Annotated in this window: 18 protein-coding genes; 15 read left to right on the top strand and 3 right to left on the bottom strand. The window is 64.6% G+C overall.

All coding sequences use genetic code 11. The annotated features are described in order from the left end of the window. Positions 1-29: 29 nt before the first annotated feature. Both VMX79_04455 and guaB read right to left on the bottom strand, forming a co-directional pair. Entirely contained in the window at positions 30-1,007 is a 978-nt protein-coding gene (locus VMX79_04455) for a DUF4126 domain-containing protein (GenBank protein ID HUV86343.1), read from the bottom strand. Positions 1,008-1,037: 30 nt separating this feature from the next. Then, the gene (gene guaB / locus VMX79_04460) at positions 1,038-2,531 is read right to left on the bottom strand and encodes an IMP dehydrogenase (protein HUV86344.1); all 1,494 of its coding nucleotides are present in this window, start codon (positions 2,529-2,531) and stop codon (positions 1,038-1,040) included. Between the two features lie 205 nt (positions 2,532-2,736). On the opposite strand from guaB, the gene VMX79_04465 reads away from it, so the two are divergent. The 15 genes from VMX79_04465 (at position 2,737) to VMX79_04535 (ending at position 23,452) form a co-directional block, all read left to right on the top strand. Next, on the top strand, positions 2,737-2,868 hold the full coding sequence (locus VMX79_04465) for a hypothetical protein (GenBank protein HUV86345.1): 132 nt from the start codon (positions 2,737-2,739) through the stop codon (positions 2,866-2,868). 67 nt (positions 2,869-2,935) lie between these two features. After that, positions 2,936-3,130 carry a hypothetical protein gene (locus VMX79_04470; protein HUV86346.1) on the top strand — a complete coding sequence of 65 codons (195 nt, stop codon included), beginning with the start codon at positions 2,936-2,938 and terminating at the stop codon, positions 3,128-3,130. Positions 3,131-3,448: 318 nt separating this feature from the next. Then, a complete protein-coding gene (locus VMX79_04475) occupies positions 3,449-4,090 on the top strand; it encodes a lamin tail domain-containing protein (GenBank protein HUV86347.1) in 642 nt (213 codons plus the stop codon). Positions 4,091-4,180: 90 nt separating this feature from the next. After that, the gene (gene tyrS, locus VMX79_04480; protein ID HUV86348.1) at positions 4,181-5,458 is read left to right on the top strand and encodes a tyrosine--tRNA ligase; all 1,278 of its coding nucleotides are present in this window, start codon (positions 4,181-4,183) and stop codon (positions 5,456-5,458) included. A gap of 406 nt (positions 5,459-5,864) precedes the next feature. Then, a complete protein-coding gene (locus tag VMX79_04485) occupies positions 5,865-7,019 on the top strand; it encodes a hypothetical protein (GenBank protein ID HUV86349.1) in 1,155 nt (384 codons plus the stop codon). Positions 7,020-7,089: 70 nt separating this feature from the next. Beyond that, entirely contained in the window at positions 7,090-10,500 is a 3,411-nt protein-coding gene (locus VMX79_04490) for a DNA polymerase III subunit alpha (GenBank protein HUV86350.1), read from the top strand. 10 nt (positions 10,501-10,510) lie between these two features. Next, the gene (locus VMX79_04495; protein HUV86351.1) at positions 10,511-12,952 is read left to right on the top strand and encodes a M20/M25/M40 family metallo-hydrolase; all 2,442 of its coding nucleotides are present in this window, start codon (positions 10,511-10,513) and stop codon (positions 12,950-12,952) included. Positions 12,953-12,970: 18 nt separating this feature from the next. After that, positions 12,971-14,170, top strand: coding sequence for an O-antigen ligase family protein (locus VMX79_04500; GenBank protein ID HUV86352.1), 1,200 nt, complete (start codon positions 12,971-12,973; stop codon positions 14,168-14,170). After that, a complete protein-coding gene (locus tag VMX79_04505; protein ID HUV86353.1) occupies positions 14,148-15,176 on the top strand; it encodes a glycosyltransferase family 9 protein in 1,029 nt (342 codons plus the stop codon). Before VMX79_04500 ends, VMX79_04505 begins: the two co-directional genes overlap by 23 nt. A gap of 179 nt (positions 15,177-15,355) precedes the next feature. Then, positions 15,356-15,814, top strand: a complete 459-nt coding sequence (locus VMX79_04510) for an Rrf2 family transcriptional regulator (protein HUV86354.1) — start codon at positions 15,356-15,358, stop codon at positions 15,812-15,814. Between the two features lie 22 nt (positions 15,815-15,836). Then, positions 15,837-16,289: a Fe-S cluster assembly scaffold protein NifU gene (gene nifU / locus VMX79_04515; GenBank protein HUV86355.1), complete on the top strand. Its 453-nt coding sequence runs from the start codon at positions 15,837-15,839 to the stop codon at positions 16,287-16,289. After that, positions 16,273-16,473 carry a sulfur carrier protein ThiS gene (gene thiS, locus VMX79_04520; protein HUV86356.1) on the top strand — a complete coding sequence of 67 codons (201 nt, stop codon included), beginning with the start codon at positions 16,273-16,275 and terminating at the stop codon, positions 16,471-16,473. Before nifU ends, thiS begins: the two co-directional genes overlap by 17 nt. 35 nt (positions 16,474-16,508) lie before the next feature. Beyond that, positions 16,509-16,814 carry an iron-sulfur cluster assembly protein gene (locus VMX79_04525; protein ID HUV86357.1) on the top strand — a complete coding sequence of 102 codons (306 nt, stop codon included), beginning with the start codon at positions 16,509-16,511 and terminating at the stop codon, positions 16,812-16,814. 283 nt (positions 16,815-17,097) lie between these two features. Continuing rightward, on the top strand, positions 17,098-22,530 hold the full coding sequence (locus tag VMX79_04530; protein ID HUV86358.1) for a tetratricopeptide repeat protein: 5,433 nt from the start codon (positions 17,098-17,100) through the stop codon (positions 22,528-22,530). 13 nt (positions 22,531-22,543) lie between these two features. Continuing rightward, a complete protein-coding gene (locus tag VMX79_04535) occupies positions 22,544-23,452 on the top strand; it encodes an NAD(+)/NADH kinase (GenBank protein HUV86359.1) in 909 nt (302 codons plus the stop codon). Positions 23,453-23,486: 34 nt separating this feature from the next. Here the strand turns inward: VMX79_04535 and VMX79_04540 are convergent, their stop codons facing one another. Next, positions 23,487-25,844: a tetratricopeptide repeat protein gene (locus VMX79_04540; GenBank protein ID HUV86360.1), complete on the bottom strand. Its 2,358-nt coding sequence runs from the start codon at positions 25,842-25,844 to the stop codon at positions 23,487-23,489. Positions 25,845-25,870 lie beyond the last annotated feature (26 nt).

The raw sequence follows: 25,870 nt of genomic DNA on the forward strand, positions 1-25,870 counted from the left end.
CCGCGCTTCCGCTTTTAACGCGCCGTCCGTCACGGCTTCGCTTGCCCGGCGGCGATAAGCTCCGCCACGTAGGCCGCCGGGGGTTCTTGGCCTTTGAAGAACGACAATACGTACGGCCGGCCCCGGGCGACGAAGAACAGGCGGTCCAACAGCGTGTCCTCGCCCACGTAGACGTCTTCCAGTTCCTTAAAATAATAACCGCGGACCTTCGCCTTCACGACCCGCTTGACGTACAGCGCCAGCCGGTCGCGCCACACGAGGAGGTAGCCCATACGGCGCCGGCCGTAATTGCCCTCCAACACCCGGGCCGCGCCGAGGGGCGCTTCCGCCAGCGCCAGGTCCTGCAGCGGCGGCGGCAAGTTGACCGCCCTCGCCTCCGGCCTCCAATCGGGCTCGAGCCAACGGCGGAGCTTACGCCCCAGGTTCCGAACGTAGTTCGACGAGACCGCCCAGCTTATGCGGAACGCCCGGACCAGCTTGGGCCCGAATATCGCCGCCGAGAGGAGCGCCGCCAATACCAGCGCGCCCAACACGACGGGGTAGAACGCGGCCAGCACGGACCCCAGGGCGACGAACACGTCTTCGGCCGCGCTCACGACGGCGTTGGCGGTCGCGGCGGTGACCTTGGTGGAGGCGACTCGAGCCGTGGCCTTGCCGGCGTGCGCTACGAACGCTACGCCCCCCGCGACCAGGATGGCGATAACCTGCCACGTTACGTCCTGGCCCTGCATCAGGACCGCTACGACGACCATCGCGCCCGGCGTCCGTATGAAGGTGTGAACCGCGTCCCATACGTGGTCCACGGCCGGGATTTTATCGGCCACTACCTCGACGACGAGGAGGACGCCGGCGACGATGAGCACCGGCCAGCTCGCGAGGACGTCGAACTCCGGCCCCAGCACCGTCGCCCCGGTGAGCTTTTTGATCAGGCCCAGCGCGAAGACCGTTACGTATAAATTAATCCCGGCCAGGAACGGGATGCCGAGCGCGCGGGCGGCGATTATGATTGCCGGGGGAACGGCCTACCTCCCGGGTCCTTATTTCTTGTGCCACGGCGTGCGGACGCCGTAGTTGGGGGCCTCTTTGGTTATCTGGACGTCGTGGGGGTGGCTCTCGGCCAGGCCGGCGGGCGTCACGCGGACGAACTCCGCGGTTTTCCACAGCGTTTTTACGTCCTTGGCGCCGCAGTAGCCCATGCCGGCGCGCAGGCCGCCGACGAGTTGATAGACGACTTGCGACAACGGGCCCCGGTACGGGACGCGGCCCTCGATGCCTTCGGGCACGAGCTTCGCCGCTTCGGCGTCTTCCGGCTGGCCGTAGCGGTCGCGCGACAGCGACGAGCCGCCCAGCGCGCCCATGCTCCCCATGCCGCGGTAGGATTTGTAGGCGCGACCCTCGTAGAGTATGAGCTCGCCCGGGCTCTCCTCGGTTCCGGCGAAGAGCGAGCCGATCATCACGGACGAAGCGCCGGCGGCGACGGCCTTGGTAATGTCGCCGGAGTACTTGATGCCGCCGTCGGCGATGAGCGGTATTTTGGCCTTCCGGCATACCGGCGCCGTTTCCATTATGGCCGTCACCTGGGGGACGCCGGCGCCGGCCACGACGCGCGTGGTGCAGATGGCGCTCGGGCCGATGCCCACCTTGACGCCGTCGACCCCGGCGGCGATAAGTGCCTCGGCCCCTTCCGCGGTGCCGACGTTTCCCGCGGCCACCTCCGCCTTTTTGAATTTGCGTTTGAGCAGCTTGACGGTGTCGATGACGCCTTTGCTGTGGCCGTGGGCGGTGTCCACGACGACGACGTCGCAGCCGTTCTCGAGCAGACGCTCGACGCGCTCCAGCGCGCGTTTGCCCACGCCCACCGCCGCGGCGACCCGCAGCCGCCCCTGCTCGTCCTTGCAGGCGTTCGGGTACTCGATGGCTTTGACGATATCCTTGACGGTTATAAGGCCTTTGAGGCGCCCCTTGGCGTCGACGATGGGGAGCTTTTCGATGCGGTGCTTGTGGAGCAGCTTTTTGGCCTGCTCGAGCGAGGTCCCCACCGGCGCGGTTATCAGACCTTCGCGCGTCATCAGCTCGGCCACCGGGATGTCGCGCCGCTTCTCGAAGCGCAAGTCGCGGTTGGTGATGATGCCGAGGAGGACCCCCTCCGCGTCGACCACGGGGACGCCGGATATTTTGTAACCGGCCATAATGGCGAGGGCGTCGGCGATGGGGGAGTCGGGGGCGAGGGTGAAGGGGTCGACGATCATGCCGGAGACGTACCGCTTGACCTTGTTGACCTCCGCGGCCTGCGCCTCCGTCGGCATATTGCGATGTATTACGCCGATGCCGCCCTCCTGCGCGAGCGCAATTGCGAGCGCGGCCTCGGTGACGGTGTCCATCGCCGCCGAGACGATGGGGACGTTGAGCTTTATGTGGCGCGTGAACTGCGTCCGGACGTCCACGTCCGGCGGGAGGGCGGCGCTGTAGCGGGGTTTCAACAGTACGTCGTCGAAGGTTACGGCAATCTTGTTGGCGTCGAACTTGGGCATGGTCTGCTCCCTTTTAACTTGCAATATAGCATAAATAAACCGCCGGGGGCAAGGTTTATGGCGGCGGTATTTTTGCCTCCGCGCCGCCGTAGACTAAATACACGCCGCGCTTAAAATCCCTTTGACAACCGAGGCGGGTTGGGTTAATATACTCCGCTTCCCGCGTGTGGGTTCCGGCTCGCGGAAGGCGAAAGGGGTGGTCGGAATGCCGAAGACGGGGGAACAACCCGGGGTCGGCTTATACGTGTGCTCGAGCTGTGACCAGATCGTGCGGCTCGACGACCCCGACGACGCACTGCCGCCGTGCCCGAATTGCGAAGGGACCGAATACCGCTAGCGGAGCGGTTCGGCCGGCGAGGACGGGCGCACGTGAACGTGCGCCGCGAACACCCGGAGGGACGATTATGGTATACCGTGCCGGATTGCCGACGCCGTTGACGGACGTGTACCGTTGCGACAATTGCGGTCACGAGGTATCGCTGTCCCGGGGCGATAAATTCCCGCCCTGCCGCTGCGGCGAAGCCGATTGGGATAACGCCGGAGAACGACCGGATGCGGCGCGCCGCGACGACGAGCGCGCGGAACCGGCCGCTCGCTGAACGGCGGCCTAAAACCTTATAATATACCGTGCGGCTTCCTTTGCGGGGGCGGCTTGAACGGCGCCTTTTACTATGTCCCCGCGTATTTCGTAACCGCCGTCACGACGGCGCAAGAAACGCTGAAACGCGGGGCGGCCGTTCGTTACGGATAACTAGGGTGGTTTTTTTCCGAAATTTATTTACGCAACCGCCGGGGCGGGCGCGCCCGGGTAGGGGCCGCGAGTTTCGTTTTCGCTTGACAGATATAGGCTACCCTGCCATAATGGTAGGTGAGAGGAGAAGTTTGGCTTGCGGCCATCGGCTTACATATTAGTATGTTTGCTACTAGCTGGCGTGGGCTTGGCGGCCGACCCGGCGGATAAGGTTTTCATCTCGGAAGTCTCGTACGACCCCGCCGAAGGCTCGCCGCCGCCGTTCATAGAATTTTATAACGCCGGCAAAACCAACGTCGACCTTAGCGGGTGGCGCGTGCGTATCGCTTCCAGGCAAGGCATCGAAATGGTCGCGTTGGTGAAGGACGGCGAAAAAATGGTTATCCCGAGTCACGGTTTTTACCTTATAGGCCGGGAACGGGACCGCGGCGCCTGGTCGAAATTCTCGTATAAGCCCGACTTCTATTGTGAACTCTCGATGGATTTTTTGAAAGGCGAGGGGGGCGTTATAGTCGAGCTCCCCGGCGGCCAAAAGCGGGACGCCGTCGGCTGGGGACCGGTGCGTTGGCCTTATTACGAGGGCACGCAGCATCCCGGCGTAAGCCGCGGCCACAGCTTGGAACGCAAGTCCGGCCCGAACCACAACGAAGTTAACGGGAACTCGTACGACACCGGCGACAATCTAACCGATTTACGCGAACGCGCCAAACCTCAACCCCAAAATATCAATAGCCCCCGCGAATCCCCGGCCGCCAACACCGAGAGCAACGCCTGGGGCCGAATAAAAGCGATGTATTACAACCAGTAAAGGCCTCGCCGCGCCGACGGTGGGGCATAGGGCGCAGTAGGTCCTATGCCTTTTTTATATCCGGCGAGCCCCAGGCGAGGACGGAGCGACGTGGCGACGAAAAGCGACGCGAAAATAGAGGCCGAAGTCGAGCGACAACTCGCGGTCATCCGCGAGGGCGCGCTGGAAATCGTCACCGAGGACGACCTGCGCGCCAAGCTCCGCTCGTCGCTCGAGACCGGGCGGCCGTTGACGGTTAAGCTCGGCCTCGACCCCACCGCGCCCGATATCCACCTCGGCCACACGGTCGTATTGGGCAAGCTCCGCGACTTCCAGGACCTGGGCCACCAGGTCGTCTTCCTGGTGGGCGATTTCACCTGCAGCATCGGCGACCCGTCGGGCCGCTCCAAGACCCGGCCCGCGCTGTCGGCGGAAGAAATTCGCGTCAACGCCGAGACCTATTGCGACCAGGCGTTCAAAATCCTCGACCGCGAGAAGACGGTCATCGACTACAACAGCCGCTGGCTCGAGCCTATGTCCTTCGCCGACGTCATCCGCCTCGCCGCCCGTTACACCGTCGCCCGCATGGTCGAGCGCGACGACTTCGCCAAGCGCCTCGCCGAGGGGTTGCCTATAAGCCTCCACGAGCTGCTCTACCCGCTGGCGCAGGCGTACGACTCGGTGGCGCTCCAGGCCGACGTGGAGCTGGGCGGCTCCGACCAGAAGTTCAACCTGATGGTAGTGCGCGACATCCAGCGCGAGTTCGGCCAACTGCCCGAGGTCGCGGTCATTACGCCGCTGCTGGTGGGCACCGACGGCGCCCGGAAGATGTCGAAGTCGCTCGGTAACTACGTCGGCGTGACCGAGGAGGCCGAAGAGATTTACGGCAAGCTGATGTCGGTATCGGACGAGCTGATGTTCGACTACCTGGAGATACTCCGGCTCAAGAAGCCGGAAGAGGTGAAGAAGCTGCGGGCCGACGTCGCCGCCGGCGGGGCCCATCCCAAGGACGTGAAGATGGAGATGGCGCGTCGCGTCGTCGAGCTCTATCACGACGCCGCCGCCGCTCGAGCCGCCGAGGAACACTTCGAGCGCGTCCATAAAGAGGGCCTGACGCCCAAGGATATGCCGGTTTTCAAGTTTAAACGGGAAAGCGTTAAGAATACCCCCGTAGAAATTATGGTGGGTGCGAGATTAGTTAAATCTAAAAGTGAGGCTAGAAGGTTAGTTAACCAAGGTGCGGTGGAAATAGACGGCCGGAGGTTAAAGGAAGGCGAAGGAGATATTTCGTTTACGTTCGCCGAAGGCGATTCTTTCTTTATTGAATTAGGTAAACCTTTCGTTATTAAGGTTGGAAAACGGAGATTCGCCCGAATCGTAATCGAATGAGCGTAAAACCCTACTACGAGGCGACGTTCGCGTTGCTTTTTTAATGTAGGGGCCGGCCTTTAGGCCGGCCCGTTGCGTCGGCCGACAGGAATGTCGGCCCCACCGGCTGTACCTTCAGGTGCGGCCACCTTGTTTTTATTAAATATGAACGGCGGGCCGACAGGAATGTCGGCCCCTACGAGAACGCGGCGGCGCGGCGATGGGGTGGTAGGGGCGACTGGCCAGTCGCCCCTACAAAACGCGGCCGGGGTGGTACGGTCGTTCTAGTTGGGGCGAAAGGCCTTTCGCCCCTACGAAGGTCGGCCCCTACGAAAACCGGCCGGGATTCGTTTTTAAACGTATTCGCGCCGTGCCGTTCCGCACTCTGTTGTTGGGCGCGCCGAGCGGTTTATGTTAAACTTATATTATGCGTAGTCGTTCGTTCCCCCTTCTATATGTATCCGGTTTCGTGGTCGTTGCCCTTCTCGCCGTATCGTGCCGCCCGGGCGAAGTGGCGTGGCCCGCGGCCGGCGACGAGGATTTAAACGGCGCCGTTTACGTAACGCGGTTGGCCGAGGGGGGCGCGGAGATAATAGGAGTATCCGCGGAAGGCGGCGTCGACGAGCTGGGCCTCCGCGGCGACGGCCAAAGCGACGTCGGCCCCTCGCCCGACGGCCGGCGCCTGTACTACGGCCGCGACGGCGCCCTCCACGAGTACGAGCTGGCCACGGCGTCCGACCGCGTCGTCGCGTCGTTTCCGGCCGGCGTCGCCTGCGAAGTGGGTACGGACGATAAGGGCCGGGCCAAAGAGTACGCTTGGCGTTGCGGCGTACGATTCCGCGACGTCAGCTTTTCCCCCGAAGGGCGGGTGGCGTTCGTCGTTGAGCCGACGGAGTGCCCCGTATCGACGGAGGATGCGGCGGCCCGTGCCAAGGGCGAGTTAAAACCCCGCGCCGATTTCGCCGTCGACGCCGGCGCGTACCTTCTGGAGCCGGGGAGCGACGCGCCCCGCTACCTGGGCCCGACGCGGGCCGTCTACGGTTTTGTGGGCGACGAAGCGTTAATAATCGAGAACAAGTTGACGGTGGCGCGCTACGAGCTCGAGGGGGGAACGGTGCGGCCGCTGTTGGGCGCGGACGCCCACGAGCTGGGGTGGCTGCCGTCGGCCGCGGCTCGAGGCGACGACGTCGTAATCGTAGCCGCCAAGGCCGACGAAAAATCCCACGAGGTCGTGCTCAATCGCGTCTTCGTCGTCCGCGGCGGCGGCGGCGGCGATGAACCCGTCGTAGAGCTCGAGGGCAGGGACCCGGCGACGCGCGCCGAGGTTTCGGCCGACGGCCGGTACGTCGCCGTCCAGTGTACGCCGCAAGTGTTCGGGGAGGCCACGATTTACGCGGTGGACCTCGAGCGGAAGAGGTTCAAAATTTTAGTGAACGGCGCGAACCTGGTCGGCTTCGGGCGCGGCTCGCGGGCCGTCTTCTACGTCGTCGGCGCGGGGCGGGCCGGCGACCTTTTCCTTGCCGGCCTCGACGGCGCGGCGCGGCGCCTCACCTCGGGCGGGGATATAATCCTGCCGCCATAATTTCGGCTCGGCTACGGCGGCCTTGCGGCCGGCCCGAACGTTATGTATAATCGGGCGAAGGGTGTACGCCTTGGCCGAGTTTACCCATCTCCACGTCCACAGCGAATATTCGTTCCTCGACGGCATGTGCCGCCCGCGCGAGGTTGTGGCCCGGGCGCGCGAGCTCGGCATGTCGGCGGTGGCGCTCACCGACCACGGCGGCCTCTTCGGTGCCGTCCCCTTTTATAAGGCCGCCGTCGAGGAGGGCGTTAAGCCCATAATTGGGTGCGAGCTGTACGTCGCGCCGGAGGGCCGGTTGGTGAAGAAGGCCGGGCCGCGCGGCGAGGCGGGGGGACACCTCGTCGTCCTGGCTGAAACGGACGAGGGCTATCGCAACCTTCTTAGGCTTTCTACCAAGGGTTACCTGGAGGGCTTTTATTACAAGCCGCGCGTAGACCGCGAACTCCTGGACCAGTACGGCCGAGGCCTTATCGCTTTATCCGCTTGCCTCAAGGGCTACGTGGCGCAGGCGGTATTGGCGGGCGATTGGACCCGGGCCGACCGCGTCGTCGGAGAGTACGCCGACATCTTCGGGCGGGAGAACTTCTTCCTCGAGGTGCAGGACCACGGCCTGCCGGAGCAGCACCGCGTCAACCGCGGCCTCTACGAACTCGCCGGCCGCCATAAATTGAAGCTCGTCGCGACCAACGACGTCCACTACGTCGGCGCCGGCGACGCACGCGCCCACGACATTTTGCTTTGCATCCAGACCGGGAAGACTTTGAGCGACCCGGGCCGGATGCGTTTCGAGACCGACCAGGTCTATTTAAAATCACCGGAGGAGATGGCGACGCTTTTCGCCGAGCTCCCCGCGGCCCTCGACGAAACCGCGAATATCGCCGAACGTTGCAGCGTGGAGCTCACCTTCGGCCAGGTGCGGCTGCCGCGCTTCGACGTCCCGGAGGGCGGGTCCGCCGCCGACTTCCTCCGCAAACTCGCGTCCGAGGGGCTCGCGCGCCGCTTCCCCGACGCCGGCCCGGACCTACGGGAGCGGCTGGAATTCGAGCTCGGCGTCATCACCCAAATGGGGATGGAGGCTTACTTCCTCATCGTGTGGGACGTGGTGCGGTTCGCGCACAGCTGCGGCATTAAGGTGGGCCCCGGCCGCGGGTCCGCGGCGTCGTCGTTGGCGGCGTATCTTTTAGGTATAACCGGCGTCGACCCCATCGAACACGGCCTGGTCTTCGAGCGCTTCCTGAATCCGGAGCGGATATCGATGCCGGACTTCGACATCGACTTCGGCGACCAGCGCCGCGACGAGGTCGTCGCGTACGTTACCGAGAAATACGGCCAGGAGAGCGTGGCGCAGATAATTACGTTCGGGACCATGGCGGCGCGCGCCGCGGTCAAGGACGTGGGCCGGGTGCTCGAAATCCCGTTCGCGGAAGCCGACATGATCTCGAAAGAGATAAACCCCATGGCCCCTCTCGCCGAATCGTTGAAGGAGAACCCGGTCCTCAAGCGCGAGTACGAGGACAACCGCCGCGTGCGGGAGTGCATCGACCTCGCGCTCCAGCTCGAGGGCCTGACGCGCCACCCGTCGGTGCACGCCGCGGGCGTCGTTATTGCCCCCGACGAATTGACGAAGTACACCGGCCTCTACCGCGGTCGGAAGAACGAGGTCACGACCCAATTCGACATGAACGCGGTCGAGGCGCTGGGCCTGCTCAAGGTCGACATCCTGGGCCTGAAGACGTTGACGGTTATCGAGGACGCTATAAAGGCCGTTCAACGCCGGCGGGGAGTGGACGTCACCTTCGAGAACGTGCGCTACGACGACGACGCGACGTACGATCTCTTGTGCCGGGCCGATACCGACGGCGTGTTCCAGCTCGAGTCCGAAGGGATGCGCGACCTGTGTCGCCGCGTGGCGCCGCGCACCTTCAAAGAGCTCATCCCCATCCTGGCGCTCTTCCGGCCCGGGCCTATGGGCTCCGGCGCGACGGAGCAGTTCATCAACCGCAAGCACGGCCGGGCTACGGCGCCGCTGCTCCATCCCTCGCTCGAGCCGATCCTGGACGATGCCTACGGCGCCATCCTGTACCAGGAACACGTCATGAAGATCGCGAGCGAGGTCGCCGGATACTCGCTGGGCCAGGCCGATATACTTCGCCGGGCGATGGGTAAAAAGAAGCGGCGTGAGATGAAGGCGCAGCGGGAGTCGTTCGTGGAGGGCGCGCGCCGTCGCGGGTACGGCCGGGAAGAGGCGGAGGCCATTTTCGACGCCGTAGCGCCCTTCGCCGAGTACGGCTTCAACAAGGCGCACGCCACGGCCTACGCCTTCCTCTCCTACCAGACGGCGTACCTCAAAGCCAACTACCCGCCCGAATTTATGGCGGCGCTGCTCACCTCCGAGCAGGGCAACGCCGATAAAATCGTCCAGTACGTCCGGAGCGCCCGCCAGATGGGCCTCGAGATCCTTCCGCCTGAAATAAATTCCTCCTGGTACAATTTCTGGGTGGAGGACGACGACCGCATACGGATGGGAATGGGGGCTATAAAGAACGTGGGCCGGGCCGCGATCGACGAGATCGTAGCCGCGCGCGACCGGGGAGGGCCGTTCGCGAGCCTTACCGACCTCTGCAGCCGCGTCGACCTGCGCGTCGTCAACCGGGCCGTCGTCGAGTCGCTCATTAAAGTGGGCGCGTTCGATTCTTTCGGGAAAGGCCGGGCGCCGCTGTACGAGGGCGTGGACGCCGCGCTGGAGGTCGGCAAGAGGCTCCACCGCGACCGGACGTTGGGGCAGGAGAGCCTCCTCGGTTCCTGGGGCGAGGAGGCCGGCGCGGAGGAGGTCAAGGCCGAGGGGAGCGATTGGCACCACCTCGAGCTCCTCCGCTACGAAAAGGAACTCCTGGGCGTCAGCATCTCGGGCCACCCCCTCGACCGCTACCGCGACGTCTTGGCCCGGCACGGCGCCGTTACGGTGGGGGACGTTCTGGCCGGCCGCGCCGGCCGGACGGCGAAGGTCGGCGGCATGGTAGGGCGCATCAAGACCTTAGCGGACAAGAAAGGCCGGGAGATGGCGTTCTTCACGCTCGAGGACGACGGCGGCGTCGAGGTTATTGCTTTCGCGGACTGCTACGCCAAGGCGGAGTTCGTCATCTTCGTCGACCGGCCGGTCCTCGTACGGGGGAGCGTGCGGCGCGACGAGGGGGCGTACAAAATAATCGCCGACGACGTCACGTCGCTCGAGGATGCGGAGTACCGGTTCGCCCGCGAGATTCACATAACGCTGCCCGAGAACGCCGACGCCGAACTTTTGGCGGATATGGAAAAAATTATGGGCCGCCACGTCGGCCGGTGCCCGGTATTCTTCCACGTCCGGCGTAACGGCCGCGAAGTCGTCATCCGCGCGCGGCCGCAATTCAACTGCAACCCGACGCGGCAATTGGTGCGTTCCCTCGAGCGTTTCACCGGACGCGGCCGCGTTCAGTTGAAATAGAGGAACCGACATGCGAAGAGCGGTAATAATCGCGATCATTTCGGCGGCCGCCGGCGCCGCGTTCGCCGGACCCACGCTCGTCGCCGTCGAGCTCGAGCGGCCGGCGGACGCGTACGCGCTGTTGGCCGAAGGCGTCGCCGTAGTCGAAGCCCGGCCCGATTTCGCGCTCGCGTTCGCGGCGCCCGATACCTTGGGCGCTCTCGACGGGTATCGGTACGCGGACCTGGGGCCGCCGCCCGGGCCCGTTTACCTGGCCTGGCCCCGCCCGGGGGCCGAGTTGCCCCGCGTCGCCGGCGTAACGGTCCTCGCCCGCTTCGGCGAGACGTACGTCGTCGCGGGCGCCGCCGCCGCGGTGGAGGAATTGGCGACGCTGGGCGCCGAGATTAAACGCGTGAGCGGCGAGCCGCTCAAGGCGCCGCGGAGAGCCGTCCTGCCCGAGATAACGTACGACCCGGCGGTAGCGCAGCTCGTCGCGCGCGTCCGCGCCGACCGCTACTTCGGCCATATCGAAAACCTAGCGGCCATAAAGACGCGCTATTCCCACGCCGACGAGATAGCCGAGGCCACCGCCTATATCGAGGACCATTTCAAGGAGCTGGGTTACGAAACCGCTCGGCGACCGTACGAGTACGAGCCGATGGCCAACGACTACCTCGCGGACTGCGTCTTTCGCGCGGGCGGCAGGTTGGGGTGGCTGATTTCGTCGTGGGGATACGTGTGGCGCAGCGACGACTCCGGCCGGAGTTGGACCTATCATAAGTCGGAGGGGCGGCTGGACCACGGTTGCTTCGTTACCGACCGTACGGGGTTCGTCGTCGGCGGCCGGGGTTTCCTGGCGCGGACCGACGACGGCGGCCGGAACTGGGCCCGGCTCCCGCTGGAGGACCCGACCGACTATTTGCGGGATATCTATTTCTTCGGCGCGACGCTCGGCGTGGCCGGCGGCGCGGACGGCGCGGTCTACCGGACGGTGGACGGCGGCGCTACGTGGCGCAAGGTGACGACGCCGACGAAGGAGTTGGTCCTCGGCGTTTACGGGCAGACGGCGGATAAGTGGTGGGCCCTCGGGATGGAAGGGCTGGTGATGCGCTCGTACGACGGCGGCGCCGGCTGGAAGGTCGTGGACGTACCGCAGACCGAGGGCTTCGGCATGCGACGCATGGCGTTCGCGGACGACACCCACGCCGTGATGGTGGGCAACGAGGGGACCATCCTCTACTCGCAGGACGCGGGCGAGACGTGGCGGCGGGTGTCGGGTTATTACCCGGCCTGGCCTTTCTTCACCGAGGTCGCCTTCGCGGACGCTACGCGGGGATGGGCCGCCGGCTCCGACGGCCACGTCTACCGCACCGACGACGCCGGTGCGAGCTGGAAGCGGCAGCGAACGCCCTTCGGCGACAACTACACCTACTTAGGCATATCCGCCGTCAGCCGCGACGAGGCGTGGGTCGTCGGCGGCCCGTCGGCCGTTATCCACACTACCGACGGCGGCGAGCATTGGAAGAAGGTCGAAGTAAAAAACGCCCGGCCCGTCGTCTGGTACAACGTCGAGGCCGTGAAGAAGGGCGTCGCCCGCCCCGACGAGGTGTACGTGCTGTGCGGCCACTACGACTCGATATCGGAAGACCCGTGGAACCGGGCGCCCGGCGCGGAAGATAACGCCTCCGGCGTGGCCGCGGTGCTCGAGGCCGCCACCGTACTGGCGGACCGCAATTTCGATAGTACGGTCAAGTTCGTGGCTTTCTCGGGGGAGGAGGAGGGCCTGCTGGGCTCCCGGGCGTACGCCCGCGAAGAATATAAAGTCGGGGCGGGCATCCGCGGCGTCTTCAATATGGATATGATATCGTACCTCGACGAGGCCGCCCACGACGTCGAGGTCCGGTACAACGACTTTTCGGGAGAGCTCCTGGCGGCGTATCAGGACGTGGCGCGGCTGTACGTGCCGACGTGCGTCGTTTACGCGACGACGGAGGGCCGGGGCGGCAGCGACCACGAGCCGTTCTGGGAGTTCGGCTACCCGGCGCTGCTTTCGATTGAATACGCCGGCAAAGAGTTCTACCCCTGGTACCATACGACGGAGGACCTCCCCGCGCACCTCACGCCCGCGTTCGGCGCGGACGTAGCCCGCGTAAACCTTGCCGCGGCGGCGGCGCTGGCCGGCGCGCGCGGCGGGCCCGGGCCCTCGTCGGGAGTCGTGGCGTACCCCAACCCGGCGAAGCCGTCCGTCGGCCATGACCGCATCCGCTTCGCCAACGTCGTCGCCGGCAGCTCGCTCGCGCTCTACGACGTCGCCGGCGCGAAAGTGTGGGACGCGACGGCCGACGCGTCCGGCGTCGTGGAGTGGCTCCTCACGACGGCGGGAGGCGGCGCCGCGGCCTCGGGCGTCTACCTCTTCATGATCGAAGGCCCCGACGGCGACCGGCGCTTCGGCAAGGTAGCCGTAGTCAACTAAATAAGCGAAACCTTGACGGTGGAAGGAACGAGTAAACCATATACGCCCAGGCCGCGGCTCGCGGATTTATTTTTCGTGGGCGTCATAGCGCTCGCGCCGGCGCCGCTGTTCGCGACGTCGATGGCCTATTTCGGCCTGTTGACCGTAACGGTATTCTTTTTATTATACCTCCGGGCCGGGGGATGGGGGCGGCTCCGGCTTACGCCGTTGGACTTGCCCGTCGCGGCGTTCCTCCTCGTGCGTATACTCTCGACGCTTACGTCGGTATCGCCGGCGACCAGCTGGAAGGGCCTCGAGAAATCGGGGTTGTTGTTGGCATATTATCCGCTGGCCCATATGGCCCTTTCGCGGCCGCGCCGGATGGCGGGGATATACTTATTTCTGGTGGCCACCGTCGCGGCCTCGGCCGCGGGGCTCGTAGATTTCGGCGTGGGCGACGTCAACCGGGTGGTATCGCGCGCCGGCGGATATACGACTTTCGCCGAGATATTGGCGGTAGCGTTGTGTCTTTTCGTAGCCCGCGGCGCATTTTCGTTAAGCGGACGGGCCCGGGCGTGGTCGGCGGCGGCGGCCCTTTTTCCGTTCGCGGCGCTGGTACTCACTTTTTGCCGGGGGCAGTGGCTCGCTCTTGCGGGAGGCGTGGGCCTCGTCGGCGCCTTGCGGAACCGGCGCGTTTGGGCCTTGCTCCTTTTAATCGCGGTCGCGGCGGGGGTGGCCGCCTACCTGTTACCGGCCGGGGTGGCCTCGGGCCGGTTTTCGCTGGGGGACCCCGCTTTTGAGAACTACCGCGACATCCTTTGGAAAGGCGGGTTGGCGATAATTTTCGACCGGCCTTTGACCGGCTTCGGGCCGGAGACGATAAAACTAATTTTCCCTTACCAAACGCGTTTTTATTCCCCGGTGGCGGGCGTCATCGGATGGCATAACGACTACTTGCGGCTGGTTATAGAGTCGGGCCTGCTGGCGGCCGCCGCGGCCGTTTGGATCGTCGTGGCGTCGACGCAAACGGCGGCGCGAGCGTTCCGTCGGGAGGACGAAGAACCCCGCGTCCGCGCGCTGGCCTTGGGGCTGGTGGCGGCGACGGCGGCCGTACTCGTGAGCGGCCTCGTGGGCGACGTAGTGGCGGACCCGGCGATGCTCATCGTCTTCGTCATATTGTGGGGATTGTCGGCGCCCCTGTTGGCGCCCGAGGAAGATGGCGACGTTGGGAATCGATAGCGTATTGGTCGTCCGCAGCGACCGGCTCGGCGATTGGGTGTTGACGTTGCCGCTGCTCGACCGTTTGAAGGCGGCGGCGCCGGGGGTCCGCTTGGGCGCGATGGCGACGGCAGCCGTGGCGCCGCTGCTCGAGCGCTGCCCTACCGTCGATGCGATAATCGTGTCGAAAAGAGGGCCGGGGGGCTTCCGCGAGACGACGGCGGAAGTCCGGCGGGGCGGTTTCGAGGCGGCCGTCGTCGTACATCCGGATATGGTCGACACGTTGGTCGTCTGGCGCGCCGGCGTCAAGTTGCGCATCGGCAACGGTTACCGCGGGTATTCTTTCCTTTACAACCGGCGCGTATATTTTCACCGCTCGCCCTCCACCCGCCACGAGATCGAATACAATCTAAAATATTTAGAGGCGTTGGCCTTGCCGGTACCGGCGGAAGTCCCCGCTCCTCGCTTGGACGTAACCGAAGCCGACCGGGCGAAGGCGAGAGAGCTCCTGGCGGCTCGGGGCGTCGCCGACGAGGGGTACGTCGTGATTCATCCCGGCGGCGGCGGTTCGTCGCTCAACTGGTCGCCGCGGCGGTACCGCGTTTTGGCCGCCGAACTCTCCAAAGCTTTGGGCGCGGCCGTGGTCGTTACGGGCTCGGCCGCCGAGGCGGAGCTCGCCTCGTACGTCGCGGGGGAGGGGGTCGGCCGCGTAAGCGTGGCTGGGGAGACGGACTTGGGGGCGCTGTTGGGCGTGCTGGCGGGGGCGCGGCTCTTCGTCTCGAGCAATACCGGTCCGATGCACCTGGCGGCGGCGGTAGGGACGCCGACGTTGTCGCTATTCTCGCCCCTTCGCTCGGGGGCGCCGGCGCGGTGGGGGCCGCGAGGCGAACGCGCCGCGGTGATTACGCCCGCCGGTTTGGCGTGCGAGACGTGCCGCGGCGAACGGTGCGAACATTACAACTGTATGGAAGCCATAACCGTGGAAGCGGCGTTGGCGGAGGCGCGCCGCGTCGCCGTCAAATCGTAAAAGCAGCGCCGGGAGGGGGAAATCGCGCCGTATTTTGAGCCGTCGCGGAATAAGGTTATGCGTTGACTAAGTAGGCCATATATGATAAACTGATATTATAGGGTAAAAATCTTACTCAGTAAATTTGCTAAAGAACGTAACTATATATATAGTATATAAGATGAGGTTTAGTTATGCGGATGTCTACGCGGGGTCGCTTTGGCCTGAGGGCGTTACTACATCTCGCCGAGAACGATAACGACACGCCGGTCTCGGTATCGGCGTTGGCAAGGGAGATGGCGGTATCGGCCGACTACCTAATGCAGTTGTTCGTGAAGTTAAGGAGGGCCGGTCTTATCAAGAGCATCCGTGGGCCCCGGGGTGGTTTCGTACTCTCTCGCGCTCCCGCTAAGATCACGGTCGGCGACATCGTGCGGGCGGTGGAGGGCCCGATCGGCGTCGCGCCGTGCATAGCTCCCGAGCCGTGTTACGGCGGAAGGGGGCGACGCCGCTCGAAGGCCCTTTGTCCCAAGAGGGATAGCTGCGCCGCCCGGGTAGTATGGCAACAACTGAGCGCGGAGATAGAGGATTTCCTCGATAATACGGACTTGCGCCAAGTGTTGACCGAAGCCCAGCGGCTGCAACTGCGGCCCGTTTAGCGGCGGCGGAAGAGGGGAACCGGTGTACAGCGAAAAGGTAATGGACCATTTTTACAAGCCTCGCAACGTGGGCGTGATTGAGGATGCCGACGGCGTAGGTAAAGTCGGCAACCCGGTATGCGGCGACATGATGGAGCTCTTTATCAAGGTCGAAGACGACGTCATTAAAGACATCAAGTTCCGGACCTTCGGCTGCGGCGCCGCCATCGCCACCTCGAGCATGGTTACGGAACTCGTGAAGGGGAAGACGCTGGAAGAAGCGCTGAGGATCACGAACAAAGCCGTCGCCGAAGCGCTCGGCGGCCTCCCCAAGCAGAAGATGCACTGCTCCGTCCTGGGCGAGGAGGCGCTCGACGCCGCCATCTACGACTACCTCACCAAGAACGACCTGCGGCCCGACTTGCAGAAGCTCATCGAGGAAGCGCGCGAGAAGCGTAAGGGCCGCGTCGACGACCCGCATGGTGATCACGGTTAACGGCGAGCGGCGCGAGTTCCCCGGCGACGCGACCGTGGCCGGGGTGCTCGAGCACTTCGGCGTCGACGCCGCCCGGGCGGTAGTGGAGCTCAACCGCGAGATCGTGCCGCGCGAGGACTACGGCGCGACGCCGGTGGCCGAAGGCGACGTTCTGGAGCTGGTGGAAGTAGTGGGCGGCGGCTAAGCGGCGCCGCCCCGATAATTTCCGGAGGTTAGGCCGTGGCGGTAACCAAAGAAGTCGTAATGGAAGCGCTGGGCACGGTGAACGACCCCGAGATCCCGGGCCTCAGCATCGTCGACCTGGGCCTGATATACGGCGTAGACGTAGAGGGTGGCAAGGTGGACGTGCGGATGACGGTTACGGCGCCGGGCTGCCCCATGGCCCATTATATGGCGCAGATGGCGAAGAAAGCCGTCGAGCAGCTGGAGGGCGTCGACGAGGCCAACGTCGAGGTGGTCTTCGAGCCGTCGTGGAACCCGGAAATGATGAGCGCCGAGGCCAAGAAGAGGTTGGGCTTCGAGTAGCCGGGCCGAAAAAGCGTCGAGCATGGCGGCGGCTTTCGAGCCGCCTTTTTTTATTAAGCCGAATCGTTTTTATTGTTCGTTCCCGGTTGCTCCGTACGACGCCGCTCTCTTAGAACGGCCTTCAGCTCGATGCCGTTTTTAATTGAAATTCTTGGCGTTTATGCCCCGCGGCCGCGGCCAGTAATAACTTGACAACGGTATTTCGCTCTGGTATTCTGTAATATTAAGCAGGTATTCAAAAAAAATAAATCGTCGCCGCAGCCTACCAACGAAGAGGGCTAATATGAAGGCAACGAAGGTACTTACGCTATTTACGTTCGCGGCCGCGCTCGTCGCGGCTTCGGCCGCCGCGCCGGCGCTCGGCCAGTCCGAGATGGAGATCCGCAACCGCGCGCTGGAGTCCTTCGAGGAGGGGATGAAGCTCTTCGAGGCCAGCAAGTTCGCGCGCGCCGTCGCCGTGTTCGAGGAAGCGCTCGAGCTCTTCGATTCCATCGGCGACGTCGAGGGCGTCGCCCGCGGCAACAACATCCTCGGCTCGGTGTACGAAGTCCAGGGCGAGTACGACAAGGCCGTGAGCTACTATCAGAAGGCGCTGAACGACTTCACCGCGCTGAAGGATAACGCCGGCCTGGCGTTGGTCAATAAAAACCTCGGCTCCACCTATCAGGCCAAGGAGCAGTACGACCAGGCGCTCACCTACTACGGGGAGTCGTACGGCCTTTACAAGAAGGCCGACGACGTCACGGGCCAGGCCCGGGCCCAGGCCGCCATCGGCTCCGTCTACTTCGCGCGCGGCGAGTACGAGCTGGCGTTGAAGGCGTACGACGAGGCTACGGCGAAGTACGCCGGCGCCGCCGACGAGAAGATGAAGGGGAGGATGTACCTCGAGGCCGGCCAGATCGTGCTCGACAAGGGCGAGATAGACCGCGCGCTCGACTATTTCCGCAAGGGCCTCTCCATCTACGCCAAGCTCGGCGAGCGCGAGGGGGAGGCCGAGGGCGAGATGCTCATCGGCCGCGTCTCCCTCGAGAAGAAGGACTACACCGGCGCGCAGTCCCAACTGGAGAAAGCTCGCGAGCTCTATACGAAGCTCGGCAAGCAGGACGGCATCGCGCGCTGCCTGAAATATACCGGCGACGCGTTACGCGCGCAGGGCGACGCCGCCAATTCGCTGCGGTACTACGAGCAGGCGCTGTCCATAACGCGGCGCCTGGCCGACTGGGAGGGGACCGCCGAAATTCTGAATTCCATGGGCCTCGTTTACACGTACGCGATGAAGAACTACCGCAAGGCCGCCATCTACTTCAACGACGCCGTCAAGCAGTACCGCGAGATAAACAATCAGACCGGCCAGGCGGACGCGGCCCACAACGTCGGTTACGCGTACGAGATGCAGGCCGACTACCGGTCCGCCTTGGAGTCGTACAACGAGGCGCTGCGCGTCCGCCAGACGTTGGGCCACAAGGGCAACGTCGCCGATACCACCATCGCCATAGCCCGCGTCTACAAGACCACCGGCGAATATCCCAAGGCGCTGCAGACGTACGAGCAGGCGTTGGATATCGTCAAGGGCCTTAAGGACAACGCCCGCCTCGCGAAGGTTACGTGGGAGATAGGAACCATCCAAATGCGTCAGGGTCAGCTCGAGGAGGCGCGCAAGTCGCTCGAGCGCGCGCTCTCCATCTACGAGGGCGAGAACATGACGGTGGAGGTGGCGGGCGTCCAGCGCGACCTGGGCGCGGCCCTCCAGACGCTGGGCGACCAGGACGGCGCGTTGTCCCTCTTCGAGCAGTCGTCCCAGAACTTCGGCCGCGAGGGCGACGAGACGGGCAAGGCGCTGTCGCAAATGAAGGTCGGCGACATCAAGTTCGACCGCGGCCAGTACGGCGAAGCCTTGAACAACTACACGGGCGCGCTTGACACTTTCCGCCGAACCGAGGACCGCACGGACGTCGGGCTGGCGTTGAACGCGGTGGGTAAGGTGAACACGGCCCAGGGCGACTTCGAACAGGCCAACAGCGCGTTTAACGAGGCGTTGGCGACGAACCGCCTCCTTCAGAACGAGCTCGGTGTAGCGCAGACGATGGCCAACGTGGGGCGGATGCATTACGCCAAGGGCGACTACAACTCCGCGGCCCGCTACCTCGACGAAGCGCTGCGCATCAACCGCGCGCAGGACTATAAACTGGGCGTGGCGGAAGTGGAGAACGACCTGGGCGTCACGTACGTCGCCCGAGAGGACTACGATACGGCGCTTCACTATTTCGACGACGCGCTCGCGGCCTATTCCGCCATAAACGACCAACCGGGCAAGGCCCGCACGCTGATGAACCTCGGCGCCGCCCACATGTCGAAGCGCGACTACCAGAACGCTTCCTCGAAGTTCTCGGAGGCGCTGGCTATTTACCGGACCATCAAGGACCCCGCGGGCGAGGGAGCCGCGGCCGCGGCGCTGGGCGACGTGAAGTACCGCCAGGGGGACTACGACGGCGCCCAAGAGGATTACAAGGTTGCGCTGAGCGCGATGAACAAAGCCGGCAATACGAAAGACGTCCCCTCGGTTTACAATCGGATGGGGGTGGCGTTCGTCGCCGCGGGCGACCAGAAGAAAGCTCTCGCCCAATTCGATAAGGCCCTCGAGTACGAGCGGGCGGCGAACACCAAAGGGGAGATAGCGGAGACTTCGGTTTACAAAGGCCAGGCCCACCTCGAGCTGGGCGAATACGACTTCGCCAACCAGGCCTTCGGCGAGGCGCTCAGCACGTACACCTCCCTCGGCGACGAAAACGGCCAGGCCGAGGCGACGTTCGGCCGGGCCAAAGGGCTGCGCGCCCAGGAGAAAAACGACCAGGCGCTCAAGGATTTCGAAGCCGCGCTCGAGCTCTTCCGCGCCGCCCGCAATCAGATACGTTCCGCCGACGCCGGCATCGAAATAGGCGCTATCCAATTCGAAGAGGGGCGGCATAAAGAGGCTATCCGGTCGTTCAGCGAATCGCTGCGCATCTATCGTACGCTCAATATCGAAAATGGCGCCGCGCTGGCGATGAACTGGATCGGCCGGGTATACGTCGCCCTCCAACAACCGGACAGCGGCTTGAAGTATCACAACGACGCGCTGGCTCTGTATCAGCAGGTGCAGGACAAGATGGGCGTGGCCGAGACCCAATATTACATCGGCGAAGCCCAGGAGACCAAAGGCGCGCTCGACGACGCGCTTTCGGCCTTCAAGTCGGCGCTCAGCGGCTTTACCCCCTTGAACGAAGGCCATTGGGCGGCGCACACCCACCGCCGCCTGGGCGCCACCTACGAGAAGCAGGGCAACCTCGGCCAGTCGCAGACCGAGTATCAACAGGCGCTCGACGGTTTCGCAGAGACCAAAGACGACCCCGCCGCCGCGGATACCGCGGTGGACCTCGCCCGCGTCCAGTATAGCGCCGGCAACGCCGACGACGCGCTCGCGAGCTACAAGAAGGCCGAATCGATTTACAAAAAGCTCGACGACAACGCCGGTCAGGGGTATTGCGAGCTTCAGATGGGCATCATCGCCTACGACCGCTACGATTACAAGGGCGCCGAGAAGAACTTCGACCTCGGCCTCCAGTTCTATACCGCGGCGGGCGACGACGCGGGCCAGAGCCGCGTCCTGATCCGGCGCTCGACGCTGTTCGAGGCCGAGCTCCTCTTCGACCGGGCGGTGGAGGATGCTAAGAAAGCGCAGGGCCTGGCCGAGCGCGCCGGCGAGAGGGCGTACGTCGCGATGGCGTTGAACGCGTTAGGCCGGGCGGAACGTCGCAAGGGCAACGCCGACGCGGCGCTCGCCGCCCACGGCCAGGCGCTCGAGGCGTACCGCGAGCTCCACGACCAGGTAGGCATCGGCGAGTCGCAGCGCCAGCTCGCGCAGGCGCGGTTGGCCTCGGGCGACATCCGGACCGCCGCCCGCGAGTTTAACGAGGCGCTCCGCATCTTCAACGCCCTGAACGACGAGGCCGGCAAAGCGCAGGCGCTCGTCGGCTTGGGCGAAGTATTCCTCGCCCAGGGCGACACCGCCACCGCGGCGAAGTACTTCGGCGAGGCGGAGGCGATATACCGGAGCGGCAAGATCTCGGCCGGCAAGGGCGATTTCTACTACAGCCTCGGCCAAACCCTCGCGGCCCAGGGGGACTACGGCGGTGCCGTCCAGCGGTACGACACCGCGCTGGAGGTATTCCGGGCGACGCTCCAGCCGATGGCGGAGGGCGACGCGCTGCGGGCCAAGGGGCTCGCACAGGCCGAGCTGGGCCAATACGACGTCGCGGCCAAATCGTTGGGCGAGGCCGTGAGCGTCCAGAAGAAGATACAAAATACGCCCGCCGTCGCGCGGCTCTACGTCGACCTCGGCGGGCTGGCGCTGCGGCAGGGAGAACTCTCGAGCGCCGAGAAGAACTTCACGACGGCGCTCGAGACGGCGACGCTCCTCAACGACAAGGGTGTCACCGCGGAAATTAAAAACCACCTCGGCTACACCAACGAGCTCATCGGCGTTTCCAAGCTAAGTCCCCGCGTCGCCGAAGAGGACCCGGCTTATTTCCAAAAGAGTAAGACGCTATACAACGAGGCGTTGGGCGCGTACCGCTCGCTCGACGACAAGGCCGGCGTCGCGACGTCGTTGAATCATCTCGGCTCGGTGCAGGCGCGGCTCGGCGAGGCGGAAGCGGCGAAGACGAGTCAAACCGAAGGGCTGGCCTTGTGGCGTGAGCTCAGGCGCCAGGAAGAGGTGGCGCGCACGCTCGTTTACCTTGGCGGCGTCAACTACGAGTTGGGGGATTACAAGGAATCCAACAAAGTGCTGACGGAGGCGCTGCGCATCTGGCGCCGCGAGGGTAAAAAGAACGAAGAGGGGACCACGCTGCGCACCATCGGCCGGGCGTTGGGCGCCCAGGAGAATTACCGCAGCGCGTTGAAGTATTGCGACGACGCGCTGCCCCTCTTGACCGAGGCCAAGAACCAGAAGGAAATGGGTGAAACCAACTACGACGCCGGCGTCTACCGCGAGGCGCTAAAGGAATACGGCGAGGCCGACGCGTCCTACAATAAGGCCAAGCAGGCCTTCGCCGCGGCCGAAGACGAGGAGGGCCAGGCGCGGTGCCTGCGCAAACTGGGCGACGTGTATATGGCGCAGCGCCAATACGACAAGGCCAAGACCAGCTATATGCAAGCCGTCGAGGCCTATAAACCCCTTAAAAAGTACACCTCCGATTTGGCCTTTTGCTACCGCGCGCTGGGCGACGCCGAGTTCAGCACCGCCAACCTGGCCGCGGCCGGTTCCGCTTACAAGAACGCGTACGCGACGTACTCCAATTTGGACGACAAGGAGAACATCGCGTTAGCGGCGAACAAGCAGGGTTTGGTGGAGGCGGGCTTCGGGAAGTTCGAGGCCGGCGAGGCCAAGTACAACGAGGCGCTGAGTATATACCAGGGCCTGCGGGATGACCGCGGCCGGGCCGACGCGTTATTCAACATCGGCGAGGTAAAGGAAAATACTCAGCAACTTAAAGAGGCCGTAAAGATGTACGAGGAGGCTCTGGCGCTCTACAAAACGGTCGGCGCTCAGCTCGAGGTCGCGAATACGTTGAATAAGTTGGGGCTCCTCTACAACCGGGCGGGCGAGGTGGAGAAAGGTCGGTCGTACCTCGACCAATCGCAGCAGCTCTTGCGGTCCATACGGGCGGGCCGCTGACGCCGGGATACTGATGGCGGTTTCGGACAGCTACATTTTCGGCATCGTGGCCAACTGGAAGCAAAAGGACGCCGTCAACGGCGTGGCCTCTTGCTTGGAGGCGTTGGAGAAGCGGGGCCAGCGGTACGTCATCGAGGAGCGGACCGCCGTATGGGGGAATTTGAAGGGCGACCGTGTGGCCATAAGCGATATGGGTAAGGCGTGCGACCTCGTCATCTCTTTCGGCGGCGACGGAACGTTGCTTTCGGTGGGGCGGTTGGTGGCCGCTAATGAAGTGCCGGTCCTGGCGGTGAACCTCGGCGGCCTCGGCTTTCTATCCGAGATGGACATCAGCTTAATGGAAACCGCCGTCGACGCCATTTTAACGGACCGCTTCCTCGTGGAAAGCCGCATGTTGCTCTCGGTCCGGCTCGAGCGTACGAGCGGCGAAGTCGAACGGGACATATTGGCGGTCAACGACCTCGTCTTGGGGCCCAAGGCCATTTCGCGTATCGTCATCGTAAACGCCTATATCCAACGCGAGCGCTTGTTCTCCTACCGGGGCGACGGCATCATCGCCGCGACGCCCACCGGCTCGACGGCGTACTCGCTGTCCGCCGGCGGCCCCATCGTCGACCCGCGCGTAGACGTCCTGTTATTGACGCCCATATGCGCCCACTCCCTCACGGTGCGCCCCCTCATCATCCCCCCCAACCTCGAGGTCGGCATAGAGCTCCACACGCGCGGCAAGGAAGAGGTCGTGATGACGGTGGACGGCCAGGCCACGTACACCCTGGCCGAGGGCGACCGCGCGTACGCCACGCGCGCCAAGAAGCGCCTCCGCCTCATACGTTTGGAGGAGAAGGACTTCTACAAACTACTGAAGGAGAAATTGGGTTGGGGAATCCAGGAATACGTGCCCGAACCGCGCGGCGAGGGATAGTTTAAACCGCTGCAGCGAATACTCTGATGGCCGGCTACGCGCCGGCCAATATTTTTTCCGTCAACCGTATCCGCTCCAGGTTTTCCGGGTCGTCGGGGTCGAGCTCGTACGCGCGGCGATATTCCTTGAGCGCGGCCTCGTACGACCCGGTCGAGAAATAGTACGAGCCCATGTAAGTATGGGCCGTCGCGTTCTCGGGCTCGACGTGCAACGCCCGGCGGAAGTGGGGCTCGGCCTCGCCGTAGCGTTGGAGTTGTGCCAGGCAATAACCCAGCCGCAACTCCGCGTCTTCGTAATCCCGGTGGAGGCTCAGCGCTATGCCGTACTGGGCCGCGGCCGCGGACCAACGCGAGGAGCGCTCAAGGACCGGGCCGCGGTTGTAATGGTCGCCGGCGCGTTCGATGGCGGCCACAACCTCACGGTAGTGCTCGCGCGAGGGCAACCCCGGGAAGAGGGAATCGTCGAAATAGGGATGGTAGCGCCGGGCGACGAAACCGTCGTACGGCCGCCCGACTTCGAAGACGCGGAAGGAATAAGTTTCGTGAATCAGGCGGAAGCGCGTCAACGACTCGGGTTGGAACTGCATCTTCATGCCGACGGCGTCGGCCGGGGGGTTGGGGGTGGCGGCGAAGTACCGGTCGCCCGGGGGTTGGTACACGAGGAAGACGGGGGCGTTGAAGACGACGTACGAGATGCGCCACCGGCGGCATAGCTCGTAGAAGTCGTCCTCGGGGCTCATATACGCGCGCGACGTTTCGACGATCTTGGTCCTTATTTCGGGGACCTCGTACATGGGGTGAAGCGCCACCGGCCTTTCGCTCCAATACATTACGGACGCGCTCAGGCCGAATTGGCCCAGTATAGCCGACCCCTCGGGCGTGTTGTCTTTCAGCCAGAAGAATATTTCGTTGTCGCTCTTGCCGTAGTCCCACAGAGGGTCTTCCTTTTCCGGCAAAAACTCGAGCAGTCGCCGCGGGAGGCCGGGGCGGCCGTAATTCGTCGCCCAATAAAATTGGAACGCTAAAAGCCCCGCTACCAACGCCGCGCCGACGGCTTTGGTCCACGTCCGGCGGGCCGTCGCCGCCGGGAACGCCGCCCATATCGCGGCCCAGGGGGCGAAGAAAATGGTTAGCCGGACCAGAAACCAATATAAAACGGCCGTGATGACGGTCATCGCCGCCGGAAAGAACGGCGCACCTCCCGCCGGGGTTTTCCTCCGGCGTACGTACTTCCCGCACGACCAGAAGAAGGCCGTCGCCGCCGCCACGAGGAGGGGCCCGTATTCGATGAGGGCCCGCTTCAACGTCGTCGTATCGTACGGGCCCATCCAGAAAATGCGCGCGTCGACGGGCAGCCGCGTCGGGTCGTCGGGGTGCACCCCGGCCAGCCGCAGCTTCGCCCATATCAATGCGTACGCGTGGCCGTAGGCGCCGGACCCGACGGCGAGCAGCGACAGAGCCGCCAGCGCCGTCGCGCCGCCGGCCAGCGCCAACCTCCAGCGGACGGTCGCCGGCCGCCGCACCGCGCCCCACGCCGCGAGGGCCGCCGCCGCGGCGACGGTGGGAGACCAGAGGACGCCCTTCGCGAAGAGCGGTTTATTGAGGAGCGCCGCGGCCGCGGTTCCCAGCAACAAACCGACGCCGATATGGCCGTACGCGCCCGGCCGGCCGAGGAACGCCGCGAGGAAAACGGCCGCCAGCAGGACGTTGGCGTAAAACTGGGCCATGTGCCAGCAGCTCAGCGCGTAGAGGACGCACGCGCCCAGCGCCGCGGCGACAGCGATTCTCTTGCCGCGGCCTTTCGGTCTTCCCTCCAGAAGTAACCAAACCAGCGCCGAGCCGGCGAGCAGCGCCGGCGTCGCGAAGTCCTCGCGGAGGTAATTGCCGGCGGCGCGGAGGAACGTGGGGAGGCACGTGGCGTAGAGGGCGGTGGCCGCCCACGCCGGCCACGGCCGCCGGAACATGACCCAGAAAAGAAGGAAAGCCGCGGGAACGTACGTCGCCGCGTAGAACGCCATGAAGTACCGGAGGTACGCGTAGCGGTCGGCCGGGCCGAATCCGGCGCTCCACAGCCTGTAGCTCAAGCCGACGGCGTAGTCCGGCAGCGGCATTATCATCTCGTCGCGCGGAAAGCCTTCGGGCCATTGGACCATCGGGTCGGCGCGCGGCAGCGCCTCGCCCTTCATAATCATTTCCGCGTACCGGAACCGGACCAGCGACTCCGAGTACATCTCGTTGGTTTGGGGGGTAAGCTTTAAAAGGAAGTCGACGCGGGCGACGGCTACGGCGGCCAGGGCGAGCGCCGTCGCGGCCACGACTATGCCGGGTCGGCGCGCGGCCGCGGCCCAAAGCGAACGGGCCCGCGAAACGAGGCGGGAGGGGAACGCAGCCATAGGTTTAAAAAAAGCCCCCGCCGCCG

This window comes from bacterium (assembly GCA_035529855.1).
Classification (GTDB): domain Bacteria; phylum RBG-13-66-14; class B26-G2; order WVWN01; family WVWN01; genus WVWN01.